At 68.1% G+C, this 12,183-nt stretch carries 15 protein-coding genes and 1 pseudogene; 5 read left to right on the top strand and 11 right to left on the bottom strand.

Translation table 11 applies throughout. The features are described 5' to 3' along the window. Nucleotides 1-230: 230 nt before the first annotated feature. The 5 genes from OG746_RS38060 to OG746_RS38040 form a co-directional block, all read right to left on the bottom strand. Complete coding sequence (locus OG746_RS38060; protein WP_266723080.1) at nucleotides 231-896, bottom strand: response regulator transcription factor; 666 nt, start codon at nucleotides 894-896, stop codon at nucleotides 231-233. After that, a complete protein-coding gene (locus OG746_RS38055) occupies nucleotides 893-2,014 on the bottom strand; it encodes a sensor histidine kinase (RefSeq protein WP_524540552.1) in 1,122 nt (373 codons plus the stop codon). The genes OG746_RS38060 and OG746_RS38055 overlap by 4 nt, the downstream gene beginning before the upstream one ends. Nucleotides 2,015-2,115: 101 nt before the next feature. Continuing rightward, the gene (locus OG746_RS38050; RefSeq protein ID WP_266723076.1) at nucleotides 2,116-2,652 is read right to left on the bottom strand and encodes a hypothetical protein; all 537 of its coding nucleotides are present in this window, start codon (nucleotides 2,650-2,652) and stop codon (nucleotides 2,116-2,118) included. Nucleotides 2,653-2,769: 117 nt separating this feature from the next. Beyond that, nucleotides 2,770-3,063, bottom strand: coding sequence for a hypothetical protein (locus OG746_RS38045; RefSeq protein ID WP_266723074.1), 294 nt, complete (start codon nucleotides 3,061-3,063; stop codon nucleotides 2,770-2,772). Between the two features lie 137 nt (nucleotides 3,064-3,200). Continuing rightward, complete coding sequence (locus OG746_RS38040; RefSeq protein WP_266723072.1) at nucleotides 3,201-3,347, bottom strand: hypothetical protein; 147 nt, start codon at nucleotides 3,345-3,347, stop codon at nucleotides 3,201-3,203. A 47-nt stretch (nucleotides 3,348-3,394) separates the two neighbouring features. Here OG746_RS38040 and OG746_RS38035 point away from each other — a divergent pair. Then, a pseudogene (locus OG746_RS38035) lies at nucleotides 3,395-3,625 on the top strand (adenosine deaminase); the annotation flags it as partial. Between the two features lie 99 nt (nucleotides 3,626-3,724). Here OG746_RS38035 and OG746_RS38030 read toward each other — a convergent pair. The 3 genes from OG746_RS38030 to OG746_RS38015 form a co-directional block, all read right to left on the bottom strand. Next, complete coding sequence (locus OG746_RS38030; protein WP_266723070.1) at nucleotides 3,725-4,942, bottom strand: chitinase; 1,218 nt, start codon at nucleotides 4,940-4,942, stop codon at nucleotides 3,725-3,727. A gap of 166 nt (nucleotides 4,943-5,108) precedes the next feature. Beyond that, nucleotides 5,109-5,372, bottom strand: coding sequence for a sugar phosphate isomerase/epimerase family protein (locus OG746_RS38025; RefSeq protein WP_266723068.1), 264 nt, complete (start codon nucleotides 5,370-5,372; stop codon nucleotides 5,109-5,111). A 500-nt stretch (nucleotides 5,373-5,872) separates the two neighbouring features. Beyond that, on the bottom strand, nucleotides 5,873-6,601 hold the full coding sequence (locus tag OG746_RS38015; RefSeq protein ID WP_266723066.1) for a TetR/AcrR family transcriptional regulator: 729 nt from the start codon (nucleotides 6,599-6,601) through the stop codon (nucleotides 5,873-5,875). Between the two features lie 197 nt (nucleotides 6,602-6,798). Here OG746_RS38015 and OG746_RS38010 point away from each other — a divergent pair, with 197 nt between their 5' ends. From OG746_RS38010 to OG746_RS38000, 3 genes are all read left to right on the top strand, one after another. Beyond that, on the top strand, nucleotides 6,799-7,740 hold the full coding sequence (locus OG746_RS38010; protein WP_266723064.1) for a carbon-nitrogen hydrolase family protein: 942 nt from the start codon (nucleotides 6,799-6,801) through the stop codon (nucleotides 7,738-7,740). Next, nucleotides 7,733-9,097, top strand: a complete 1,365-nt coding sequence (locus tag OG746_RS38005; RefSeq protein WP_266723062.1) for an APC family permease — start codon at nucleotides 7,733-7,735, stop codon at nucleotides 9,095-9,097. Before OG746_RS38010 ends, OG746_RS38005 begins: the two co-directional genes overlap by 8 nt. Before the next feature lie 427 nt (nucleotides 9,098-9,524). Continuing rightward, the gene (locus OG746_RS38000; RefSeq protein ID WP_266723060.1) at nucleotides 9,525-9,926 is read left to right on the top strand and encodes a hypothetical protein; all 402 of its coding nucleotides are present in this window, start codon (nucleotides 9,525-9,527) and stop codon (nucleotides 9,924-9,926) included. Between the two features lie 33 nt (nucleotides 9,927-9,959). On the opposite strand, the gene OG746_RS37995 is transcribed toward OG746_RS38000, so the two are convergent. The 3 genes from OG746_RS37995 to OG746_RS37985 form a co-directional block, all read right to left on the bottom strand. Further along, a complete protein-coding gene (locus OG746_RS37995) occupies nucleotides 9,960-10,367 on the bottom strand; it encodes a hypothetical protein (RefSeq protein WP_266723058.1) in 408 nt (135 codons plus the stop codon). Nucleotides 10,368-10,694: 327 nt separating this feature from the next. Further along, nucleotides 10,695-11,300 carry a hypothetical protein gene (locus tag OG746_RS37990; protein ID WP_266723056.1) on the bottom strand — a complete coding sequence of 202 codons (606 nt, stop codon included), beginning with the start codon at nucleotides 11,298-11,300 and terminating at the stop codon, nucleotides 10,695-10,697. Nucleotides 11,301-11,332: 32 nt separating this feature from the next. Next, complete coding sequence (locus tag OG746_RS37985; protein WP_266723054.1) at nucleotides 11,333-11,734, bottom strand: hypothetical protein; 402 nt, start codon at nucleotides 11,732-11,734, stop codon at nucleotides 11,333-11,335. 10 nt (nucleotides 11,735-11,744) lie between these two features. On the opposite strand from OG746_RS37985, the gene OG746_RS37980 reads away from it, so the two are divergent. Continuing rightward, the gene (locus tag OG746_RS37980) at nucleotides 11,745-11,972 is read left to right on the top strand and encodes a hypothetical protein (RefSeq protein ID WP_266723052.1); all 228 of its coding nucleotides are present in this window, start codon (nucleotides 11,745-11,747) and stop codon (nucleotides 11,970-11,972) included. Nucleotides 11,973-12,183 lie beyond the last annotated feature (211 nt).

Here is a 12,183-nt window from a genome sequence, read left to right as displayed (position 1 = left end):
TCCGTTCACCGTGGATGGTGCTTCCACGGGTGAAAGTAGTCCCGCCGTGACGGAAGGCAATGGGCGACGAGAGGGCGTCGTCAATTTGGCCGGAAAGCAAGATATTTGATGATTCATCGCTCAATGGTCAGCCGCCGGATTGGGAGGGGGCAGCCGCCGGACACACACGAGGGCACCTGCTGGCACGCGCGCTGGGCGGCGACGGCCGCGCCGAGGCGGGCGTGTCAGGCTCAGGCCAGGCCCGCGGCGATGGCGCGGCGGACGGCGTCGGCGCGGTCGCGGATGTCGGCCTTGGCGAACAGGTTGTTGATGTGGGTCTTGACCGTGGCCTCGCTGATGAACAGCTTCTCGGCGATGGCGCGATTGGGCAGGCCCTGGCCGATGAGCGTCAGGACCTCGCGCTCGCGCGGGGTGAGGTCCGCGGGCAGCGACTGGGTGGCGGCCGGTGCGGTGGTGCGTACCGTGGCCAGGAGCCGGTCCTGGACCTCGCGGTCGAGGACGGACTGGCCGGCGGCGGCCGCGCGGATCGCCCGGAGGATGTCCTGTCGCCCGGCGTTCTTGGTCAGGTACCCGCGGGCTCCGGCGCTCAGGGCGGCCAGGATGGAGTCGTCGTCGGCGAAGGTGGTCAGCACGACCACCGCCACACCGGGGTGTTCCTCGCTCAGCCTGCGGGTGGCCTCGATGCCGTCCATCCGAGGCATCCGCAGATCCATCAGCACCACGTCGACCGGCCCGGCCGCCACCGCGGCCAGCACCTCGGTGCCGTTGGCCGCGGCCAAGATCACGTCGATGTCCTCGGACAGGGCGAGGACCGCGGCCAGAGGCTCACGGACGGCGGCCTGGTCGTCGGCGACGATCACTCTCAACCGGCTCTGCTGATCGGCCTGTTCACTCATCGGGGATCACTCTCATCCGGGATCACTGCCTCCACCTGCCAGCCGCCTGCGTCCGGTCCTTCCGGCACCGGTCCCGCTGTAAGGGTGCCATCCAGCAGGGCGACCCGTTCGCGCATCCCGATCAGTCCCATCCCGCTGCCGAGTCCCGCGGTCACTTCACGGGTGGCCGCCCCGTTGCGGACCGTCAGCGTCGTCGACGCCTGCGCAAACGTCAGCCGCACCGCGACGGTTCCGCCGGGGGCGTGCCGCCCGGCGTTGGTCAGGGCCTCCTGCGCGATCCGCAGCAGATTCTGGGTGCCGCGCGCCGAGAGCGGCCGGACAGTGCCGATGACCGTGAGCGCGTCCCGGTGGCCGGACGACTCCAGCATCGCGGCCAGGGTCTCGACCAGCGGCAGTGCGTCCTCGCGCAGCGCGTGCACCGTCCACTGCGCCTGCTTGAGGCTCTCCTTGACCATGCTGTGCGCCTTGTGGTTCGCCTCGCGGACCTTGTCCAGGTCGCCGGTGTCCAACAGCGCGTCGGCGAGCTCCAGTTGCATGTTGATCCCCGCCAGCGAGTGCGCCAGCACGTCGTGCACGTCTCGGGCGATCCGGCTGCGCTCGGTCAGCACGGCGGTCCGGGCCTCGGCTTGTGCGGCACGCTCGGAGGACTCGGCCGCGACGATCACCGCCTCCAGCGCGCGCTGCTTGCTCCGGCTGAGGATGCCCGCCACCACCGGAAGGCCCGTGGTGAGTCCCAGGCCCCACGCCAACTGGTGGTGCCCCGGGCCGATGTGGAAGTAGAGCACCGCGGCGCACAGGAGACTGCTGGACGCGGCCAGCGGGAGGGACCACTTGAGCGGGAAGCGGTAGCCGATGTGGCCGACGAGGAAGTAGGCGAACAGATAGCTGGAGCCGGTGCGACTGACCCCGATCAACGCGGCGGACGCGACGACACCCAGCGACATCCCTACGAGGACGACGCGCGGGGAGAACCTGGCTTCGGGCAGATGACGGACCAGCAGCGCCACCGAGCACAGCACGAGGAGCGCGGCGACCGCGAGGCCCCGGCCGCTGAGGCCGAGGGGACGGACCGTCAGGAAGCCGCTGGCGATGACCACGAGCGTGACGGCCCAGTGCATCCTGGGATCTCTGCGGGGAACCGCCGGGTGCTCGGACTCCGGGACGGGCGCGGAGTCCGGACGGCTCTCAGGTACTGGCACGGCGCGACGATAACCCACGATCAGGCGCTGCGATCGGCGCTCAGGGCAGGACGCGTCTCCGGCGTCGGCCGCCCGGCCACCATGCGGCCACGTACGAAGATGGTGGCCAGCCGGGTGACGACCTCGGTGAGGGCCATGAGGACGAACGCGGCGACCCACGCCTGGTCGCTGGTGATCTGGTGGGTGATGCTGAAGCGGGCGACGTCGTCGCCGCCGCCGTGCTCGGTCCACAGCTGGAATCCCATGCGCGCGCCCATCCCGATCACCCAGAGCGCCGCCGAGACCGCGCCGGCCTTGATCAGGACGTGCTCCCCGGAGACCCGGACCCTGGTGTAGACGCCGCCGGCGATGCCGAGTGCGGCGCCCGTGGCCACCAGGGTGCCGATCAGCACCAGGTCGTTGCCTCCGGTCGGTACGGATTCGAGGTACTGGTGGGCCACGAAGGCCACGATCCCCAGCGGGATGAGGAAGGTCCGCCAGTCCAGTCGGCCCTCCCGCAGCTGCCGGAAGACGACAAGGAGAAGAGCGATGTCGGTGATCCACTCGGTCGTAGTCATGCCCATAAGACTGCTGCGGCGGGGCCTCGACCACCTGGACCCATGGGTGGACCTCCGGGTGGACATCGGTCGGCCGGAGGTGGAACCCCCACGGTGTCCGTCAGCCGGACGGCGCGGTTACTGCACCGCGCCGTCCGGAATGCACACGTACCCCTGGCCCCATGCGTTCCGTTCCACGTGGCTGGGTTCCGTGGAGCCGAGGCAGAAGAGCCATGCCTCGCGGTAGGACGGGTTCGTCAGGATCAGCTCCTGCTCGTCCTCATCGGCGCGGACAAGGCTGTCGTACGCCTCGTCGGACAGGACGACCGTGCCGGTGCCCGGCTCGGGGTCGGCGGCCAGAGCCGGGGTGGAGCAGGCGACGGAGGCGGCCAGGGCCAGGAGGAGGGCGCCGGTGGCGGAGCGGATGTGCATCTGGGAGTTCTCCCTGTTTCGACGATGAGGGACATCGCCTGCTCAACCCCGGAGTCCCGGCTTGGTCACGCTCCGGACCACCGGGATGGCCTGAAGGAGCCACCCCACGAAGTCGCCTGCCAAGCCTGCCGCTTCACTTACGTGACTGCGGTCATGCCGGCGGAGAAGACGACCGGCACGACCGCCCCACCTGAAGCGACAGCGGCGAGCGGGGACTGTCCGAGAGCGGCAAGGCCGATCCCGGAGGTGAGCCCGACGATGACGGAGATCAGAGCGACGACCACTACGTGACGTCTTCGCGCGGGCCCGTGCCGAGGGCTTCCGGCTGACCATGCGCTGCGACATCGACCAGAAGAACTCCACCGAGCACATCCGGCAGGTCATCGAAGAGATCGGCGTCGACCGCATCGACCACGGTGTCAACGCGCTTGAGGACGCGGCGCTGATCGCCGCGATCCGGGAGCGCGGGCCCGGCCTGACGGTGTGCCCGATCTCGAACGCGTATGCCACGGACGGCATGAAGGCCAAGGAGATCCGCGCCCTGCTCGACCAGGACGTGAAGGTGACGGTCAACTCCGACGACCCGGCCTACTTCCCCGGTTACGTCGCCGAGAACCTGGCGGCGTCCCCCCGTGGGACGTCGCCAGGTTTCAGATCCGGGTCAGCAGGCTCCCTCGTCCTGCCACGGGTTCCCGTCGGTGGCGGCGGGCTTCTCGTTCTGCGTCCACCACTTGGCCTTCCAGTTGTGGCTGTTGTAGCTCACCTCGTTGCCCGCGGTGTATACGGACGACGTGCTCCACGCCGTCTTGCAGCCGGTGGCCGGCGGGGTCGTGGTGCCGCCGGACGTGGGCGGGGTCGTGGTGGGCGGTGTGGCCCCCGCGAACTTCACCGAGTACTTCGCGAAGTCCCAGGAGTTCTGCGCGACGCTGGAGCACGTGCCCGAGGTGCGCCCGCCGTTGTCGGCCGGTGTGCACTGGCGGTCGCGGTTGAGGGACCAGAAGGTGAAGCGGTCCATGCCGTGACTGGTCGCGTAGTCGAGGACCGTCTGGAAGTCGGCCTGGGTGAAGATCTCCCCTGTGTCGCTGCGGCCGTTCATGCCGGAGAAGCCCTCGTGGGCGTAGGCGGTGGCCTGGTCCCAGCCGAACGTGGACTGCAGGATCGAGTTGAAGTTGGTCAGCGCGGAGGTCTGCGAGGCCGCGCCGTTGAACCCGCCGTCGAACGGCATGATGGAGAAGTTGTTCGGCGTGAAGCCCTGCGACTTCGCCTCCAGCAGCATCTGCTTGCCGAACCAGCCGGTGCCGTCGGCCGTGCCGGCGGTGGTCACGGAGACGTAGAGGCCGGGGTTGTTCTGCTGGAGGATCTTCGCGGCGCCGATCTCGTTCTTGACGGCCGCCGTGTTCTCGTACTCCGGCTCCTCCAGGTCGAAGTCGATGGCCTTCAGCCCGTACTTGGTGATGACCTGCTGGTACGCGGCCGCGGTGGACGCCGGGTCGGAGCAGGCCTGGCCGAGCTTGGTGCCGCCGTACCCGCCGATCGAGACCGACACGTCGCCGCCCTTGGCGCGGATCGCGTCGATCTTCGCCTTGACGGCCGTGTCGGAGGACACCGGCGCGGTGCCGTCCCACGTCGGCGAGCAGCCACCGCCGCTGGGCGCCAGGATGAACGCCAGTTGGAAGGCTTTGAGCCCACTGGCGTCCATGATGGCGCCCGCGTCCGGCGGGTCGTTGTCGAGCGGCATCAGATAGGGAGCGGCGGCGTACCAGCGGTTACTGAGGGCGGCGGACGCACCCTCGGCGTTGGTCGCCACCAGCGCGCTCGCGGCCAACGCGACGGTGGTGACGGCGGTGGCAGCGCCCAGACATGCGCGAAGTCGTCTCACTCTGTTCCTCCTGCACGGGGGGATCGAGGCGCTCGATGGGGAGTCGAGTGCGGACAGCTTCGTGAGGATCAGGGCAGCCCGTCAACGAATTGGACTGGACCAGAGAATGCTTTGGACTAGACCATGCGATCTCTTTGCCCGTCGAGGCTTCGCGACCCCTCGGCGCCTACCGCTGCGCCCCGACCACCTCCGGCGCGAAGCTCTCGAACGTCAGCGGCCCGGTGTAGCCGATACCGGCGAGGGCACCGAAGAACGCGGGGAAGTCGATCGTCCCGGCGCCGGGAAGGCCCCGATGGCTCTCTCCGATGTGGACGTAGCCGAGCCGCTCGCCCGCTTCGCGCACGGGCGCGGCGAAGCCGACCTCCTCGATCGGCCGCCCGTACTTGCCGAGCCATGAGTGCAGCGGCCCCATCAGCCTCGTACTGCCCACCTCGACCGCCAGGTTCAGTGCTTCGCAGTGAGGATCCGGCGGTGGTGCGCCGCGGTCTCGACCGGCTCGTCCGGGCGGGGTCGATGCCGGCGGAGTGGCGGATCTTCCACACCGTGGACGGAGCGATCGGGTAGCCGAGACGGGCGAGTTCGCCCTGTATCCGGCGGTGGCCCCAGCCGCTGTTCCCCCGGGGCGAAGTTGCCGGGGTGAACGTCCACTTCCGGGCGGTGAGTTGGCGGTGCCAGGCCAGCAGTGTGGTGGGGGTGACCGCGAAGGCCTGGCCCCAGCGCTCGCGCGAGACCAACCGCGAGAGCGCGGTGACGGTGGACAGCGGCATCGAAGGATCGCCGCAGATGCCGTGCGGGCCGGTCTTCCAGTCTGGGAACTACCAGGTCAGGTCACGGTTTGGCGCCGACTCCCATCGCCTCGGTAACCACACGGGCGAAAGCAGGCGACCCGCCAAGGGCAGCTGACATCCGTCGGTTCCGACTGCTGACTGCTCAGTGAGCGGCCCTTGCGTGCTCGCTTGCAGCGCGCTCAGCAGCAGCGAGGACGGCTTCAACAGCAGCGGTATAGATCTGCTTCTGGCTCACACTGGTGAGGTCATTGATGTGCCGTGCGGTCACCGGGAACTGGCGCTCGGGCAGGTGCGAATAGACGCGGGCCCAGGCGGAGTCGTCCTTTTCGCGGTCCTCGGGGGCAAGCGTGCTGAGCGAGGCGGAGTGGGCGCAGAGGCCGAGGGCCGTGTCAATGAACGTGCGGTAGAAGAGGACCGCCTGGGCTGCAGGGAGGCCGGCGCGTTCAAATGTGGAGAGCAGGAGCTCCACCATGCGGTACTCGGCAGGTCCGCCGGTTGTGCGGGCGAAGCTGAGCAGAGTGATGGCCGGGAACCGGTTCTGGTAGGCCCAGGTGATGTCGGCGATGCGCCGCAGAGTGTCCTGCCAGGTTTCTGAGGTGGGGACGTCACCGATCTCATCGAGCTCGATCTCGATCGTCCGCTCGCACAGCGCGAGAACAAGGGCGTCCTTGTCGCGGAAGAGCCGGTAGAGGATGGACACATCCACTTCGAGCTCGTGCGCCAGCCGGCGCATGGTCAAGCCGGCGACTCCTTCCCGTTCTGCGAGCCGGAACGCGGCGTTCACGGCGGCTTCCCGGCGCACGCTCCTGCGCTGACGCGAGCCGGTATTGCCGGCAGTGCCCACGGTGGGTGGTGCGGTGTGCTTCGCCATGGAGTTCGGTCCTCTCGGTCGAGGAACGACCCTACCAACGATGCACAACCACTGTTGCCAACACCGTTGACAACGTGAAGTTGAATCGGGTTCTGTAGCGCAGGTCACGCTGCGGCCCGTCCGGCAGACGGCCGCTGGCGTCCTCCCCCTGGCGTTATTGCTTCCGACAGGGCCCGTCCGTCACCTCAGGAGTTCTCATGAGCCGCCACCTACGCGTCGCCCTGGTCCAGACGCCCGCGCAGTCCCTCCGGGACTTTTCCGATGGACTGCGCAAACGCATGAAGTCCCCCAACGCCGCCCAGCTCGTCATCTATCCAGAGCTGCACCTGTGCTCGCTGGGCGTGGAGTCGATGTCCGAGCAGGAAGCCGTCGATGCGTACGCGGAGCCGCTCGACGGCCCGCGCGACCGCGTTCTACGATCGCTCGCTCGCGAGCTGGGCATATGGCTTGTGCCCGGGACAGTCCTGGAACGCGCGGAGGACGGGTCCGTCTACAACACCGCCGTGGTCTACAACCCGGACGGGGAGCGGGCGGCCCAATACCGGAAAGTCTTCACGTGGCGTCCCTACGAGCCGTTCTGCCCGGGACGCGAGTTCGTCGTGTTCGACATGCCTGGACACGGACGGGTCGGCCTGTCGATCTGCTACGACAGCTGGTATCCAGAAGTCACCCGGCATCTGGCCTGGATGGGCGCGGAGTTGGTGATCAACCTGGTCCAGACCCCGACCACCGGCCGGACACAAGAGATCCCGCTCAACCAAGCAAATGCCATCGTCAACCAGGTCTGGGTCGCCAGCGTCAACGGCGCCTCCCCGACCGCCCATGGCGGGAGCCTGCTCGTCGATCCGGAAGGACACTTCCAGATCCCGGCCGCCGGTATGGAGGACGCCACTCTCGTCGGCATCGTCGACTTCGACCGGGTCGGAGCAGCCCGAACCTACGGCACGAGCGGAGACTCCTGGCCGTGGGACCACTTCCGAGAGGGAGACAGCCTCCTCGAACTCCCCCTGTACAACGGCTACATCGATCCATCCACCTGGCGCCCGACGACCCCGCCCCTGACCTCCACCGTGCCGCGTCCGACCGCCGGCAGCGGCGTCGCCGAAACCGGAGCAAAGGACGGCGGCAGCCATGAGTAGTGACCACGCAGGGCTCTCCCGCAAATTGTCGTTGGCCTCCGTGGTGACTTTCGGCCTCGCTTACATGGCGCCCAGCCTGGTGATGGTGCTGTTCGGCGTCGTCGCCTCCACGAGCGGGGGCACCGCCCCCACCGCATTCCTTGTTGCCACAGCAGCTATGTGTCTCACCGCTCTCAGCTACGCCAAGATGGCCCGGCACTTCCCCGTCTCCGGCTCCGCGTACGGATACGTGCGCAAGGTCTTGGGAGGCCGAGCCGGGTTCCTCGTCGGCTGGCTCGTCCTGCTGGACTACCTGTTCCTGCCGATGGTCGCCTGGCTCGTCCAATCCGTATATCTCAACGTCCAGATCCCCAGCATCCCGGTCTGGGCATGGATGCTTCTGAACGCCGGACTGACCACGCTGGTCAACATCATCGGTGTGTCACTCGCCGACCGTGTCAACAAACTCCTGACAGCACTCGCGGTGTTCTTGGTGCTGCTGTTCGTCGCCTACTGCCTGATCCACCTGGCAGGCCATGAACCGCATTCGTACACGGCCCCGCTGTGGAACTCGGACAGCGGACTGGCAGGAGTGTCGGCCGCCGCTGCCGTCGCCGCCTATTCCTACCTCGGCTTCGACGCCGTCACGACGCTCTCCGAGGAGACGCGTGACGCTCACCGCACCATCCCGCGCGCCGTAGTCCTCGTGGTCGCGATCGGAGGCCTGCTGTTTGCCGCCGTCGCCTACATCATGCAACTCGTGCACCCCGGCGCACAGTTCACGAACCCAGACGTCGCCGGATACACCATGTCCATCGAAGTAGGCGGACAGGCCTTCGCCGACTGGACGAACATGGCAACCATCATCGGTGGCTTCGCCTCTGGCCTAGCAGTGCAGCTCAGTTCCAGTCGCCTGCTGTACAGCATGGGCCGCGACGGCGTCCTGCCCCGGCGGATCTTCGGCAAGTTGCACCCCCGGACGCAGACCCCCGTACTCAGCCTCCTCCTCACCGGGGCCATGTGCCTAACCGGCCTGAACATCGATCTGCAGACCGCCACGTCGTTCATCAACTTCGGCGCTTTCACAGCATTCACCGCGGTCAACGCAAGCGTCGTGGTCTTCTACGTCCGCCACCGCAACTCGAGCCATGGGCTCCTCGGACATGTCGTCGTGCCGACACTCGGAGCCTGCGTCACCACCTACCTGATCACCCAACTCAGTGCAGACGCGCTCACCATAGGACTGGTATGGCTCACAGCCGGATGCGCCTATCTGACCTGGCTCACACGCGGGTTCCGTCGCCCCACACCGGAACTCAGTCTCGAAGAGACGACCGGCACAGCTGAAGGTCTGGAGCGATCGGCAAGGACTCCGTAGTCGCGAAAAAGCACTCGGCCCGGTCGCCCGGACTGGGTGTCCGGGCCCCAATTCAGGTCCCCCTCGCATGCGGCCCTGCCGCCACGCGCAAAGTCGCCCGCAACTCATCGGCGACCTGAGCAGTTCCGCTCCCATCCACAGCACCCACCCCTGTGCCCCTCCCCTGGACAGCAGTGGGCCAAGACGCTTCGTTCTCGTCTGGCCGTTCGCCTCCGTGCTCGCCCGCCACCGAGCAGCGTGCACCCTCCTCAACCACTCGCGCCAGGAGACCCCGTGACCGCTCAACTCGCCCCCAACTGCGAACCCGACTGGGACGATGAGGAGAACGAAGACGAACCCGAACCACCCCCGACTTCTGCCACCAGCACATCCCAGCCGGCACCCACCCCGACGACATCCACGACCTCCCCCTCGCCGGGAGCTACCCATGACCCCCGAACAACGCACCGCCCGCTACCTCACCACCACCGCCACCACCCTCACCGCCGGCGGCATCTACCTCGGCATCACCGTCCACTGGTGGCTGACCCTCGCCTGCCTGTACGTCGCCGCGGTCCTCCTGTGGTGCGCGGCCTGCGAGCGAGCGCATCACCGCCGGCGCCTCGCCGAGCAAGAGCAGGCCCGCCGCGCTGCTCACCGCAAGGACCCCGCCGCTGTGCCGTGCTGCCGACTCGCCGAGCGCTCCGCCGGCTACACCCACGGCACCGACTGCCTGCGCCCGCCCGGCCCCGCCCTCGACGGGGCGTGCTGCTCAATGTGGCTCATCACCAGCGGCAGCCTGCACACCCCCCAGTGCCCCACCCACACGAGCAGGGGCAGCACCGGATGACCGACCGGAACCCCCTCGACGACCTCACCACCACTACGCACCGCGATGCTCAGTGAGACACGTGTACATCACCTCGTCCTCCCACCCACCCGTCTCAGCGAAGCTCAACACCGCGGCCCTCGACGGGGGTTCACAAACCGGAGCCTCCGTCGCCAACGGCGCCCTCTGGCCCGTCCGGTCGACCGGCACTCCAACGCGGCAGCCTCCGGTTCGTCTGCCGGAGTCGGCGGGCCCTCCGTCGACCAGGGTGAGGACACCGACCGCGGCGAGGCCGCCGATCACGGCAGCGCCGAGTACCGCGACGGCGATAAGAGGCACGCGACGCCAACTCGGCGGTTCGTCGCTCTGCGGCAACTGGACGATCGGGATGTTGCTGAGAGTGTCGCCGTTGTGGAAGCGGACGAGGTCGTCCTCGTCTGGGTGGGGCGGCTGGCCTGTCATGGGTCCCCCTGCTGCTGGCGCGAGGAGGAGAGCCTCCCGTGGGAGTGGTCGCGCACGGGGAGATATCAGGTTTTCGGCATGGCTCGGCCTGCCTGTGTTGCGAGTCGGTCGGATCCGAAAGCGCAGGCGGGGCCGCTGTGCAACCGCACGGAGCGTGCCGGAGGTGGAGCACGTGATCGGCCGGATGCAGGACTACAAGATTCGGCCTTGTGCAACACGCTTTAGCAGCTCGTGCGGGCTGTGTCGAAGTGGGCGGCGGCGCTGCTCCCAGCACCTCGACCTCTGTGTCAATGCAGGATGACGTTGCGGAACACGGCAGTTGGGCCGCTACAGCGGCACGGGAGTCTTCGACAGGATTCTTCCCCGAATCGACTTGTCCGCTGTGACGACGGCCAGGGTGTCGTCGGTGACCCGGGCCGCGGACTCACCGCGCGGGGTGGGTGCGTCGTCCAGGGCGGACGAGGTGTACTCGACGACCATGGCACGGTGCCCGCAGGCGAGGGAGAGCTGAGCCCGGGGTGTGCCGGAGCCGGTGCCCGCGGCCAGGAGGTAGGGGCCGTACGGGAGGCGCGTCGTGCCGTGATCCGCCGACCGGGGAGGTGCCGCCAGAAGCTGCGCCTCAGGCGTACGGGAATCGGATTCGGCATAGGTGACGACCCCGCACCGGTTGCCCTGCGTGTAGAGGAGCATGTGGGCGCCGTCTTTCATCCGCACCTCGCCCAAGACTCGGCGTTCGGGCGGCGAAGGCTCGACATCCACACCAGCGAACGCGTCGTCGGACACGGCCAGTTCGGGCAGCTGAGTCAGCGGTGTCGCCGACGCTGTGGCGCTCGCTGTGCCGCTGCGGTTCTGGCCGTGTTCCGCTGTGGTGCAGGCCGTGCACAGCAGGCCGAGAAAGGCGGCGATGGCAGTCTGCCAACGACGGTTGAGCACGAATCCCTCCCAGGGCCTGCGGCAGAAGGCCTCTACTCGGTGTACTGGTTGAAACAGACACCTGTCGGCTTCATCGCCCAGCCGCTGCCGCGGTTGCGACCTCCGTCGTAGACGTTGAAGGTGTACTGGTCATACAGCGGGTACGCCTCGATGACCCCGAATTTTTCTGCGGGGACCTCGAAGCGGGTCTGGTCTTCCACGGTCGTGGTCTCGGTGACCTTGAAGCCGAGACTTGCCGAGACCACCTCCGCGTCAACCTTGACCTCACTGCTCAACTCCGCCGAGACCGCCTTCGACACGGTCATCACGAGCGTGGTCTTGCCCATTCCGCTCGTCTTCTGCAGCTTGCTCGTGCCGCACACCTCGTTGGGGCCGTCGATGTTCCTGAGGGCACCCCCGTCCGCTGACGCGGGAGCGCCGGTACGAACCGGCACTGCCGGAACTGTGCGCTTCACGACCATGCCGGACGGCGGGCGCACGTATCCGTCGGGCAGGTGGTTCGGCGCGAACGGCGCGTCGTGCGCGACAGCCATGGGGGCCGTGAGCCCCGTGAACAGGAGTGCGGCCGCACCAGCGAAGACCGCAAGTCTGGATATCGACGCCACCATTACTCCCGGCGAGCACGCCTATGGCCAGGAGGCGGTGCTGATCAAGGGCGGACGGATGGCCTGAGCCCCTTGTCAGCTGCCCCAGAGGCCCGCGCTCTGCCCGATTGGGCCGAACGGGCCATCCGGGAAGGGCGGCCGTTGCGGTGGTTTCCCCGGCCTCCCTTTGCCCACTCGCCGGGCACGTGGCCGGGTAAGCAGTCGGCTCTACGCCTACCGAGACTCTCGTCCGCACAGCTCAGGAACGTCATCAAATGTGCGGCACATGAGCACCCGTA

It is taken from the genome of Streptomyces sp. NBC_01016, assembly GCF_026341035.1.
Lineage (GTDB): Bacteria > Actinomycetota > Actinomycetes > Streptomycetales > Streptomycetaceae > Streptomyces.
Note: the sequence above shows the minus strand (reverse complement) of the source record. Positions and strands in the feature narration are given on the sequence as shown.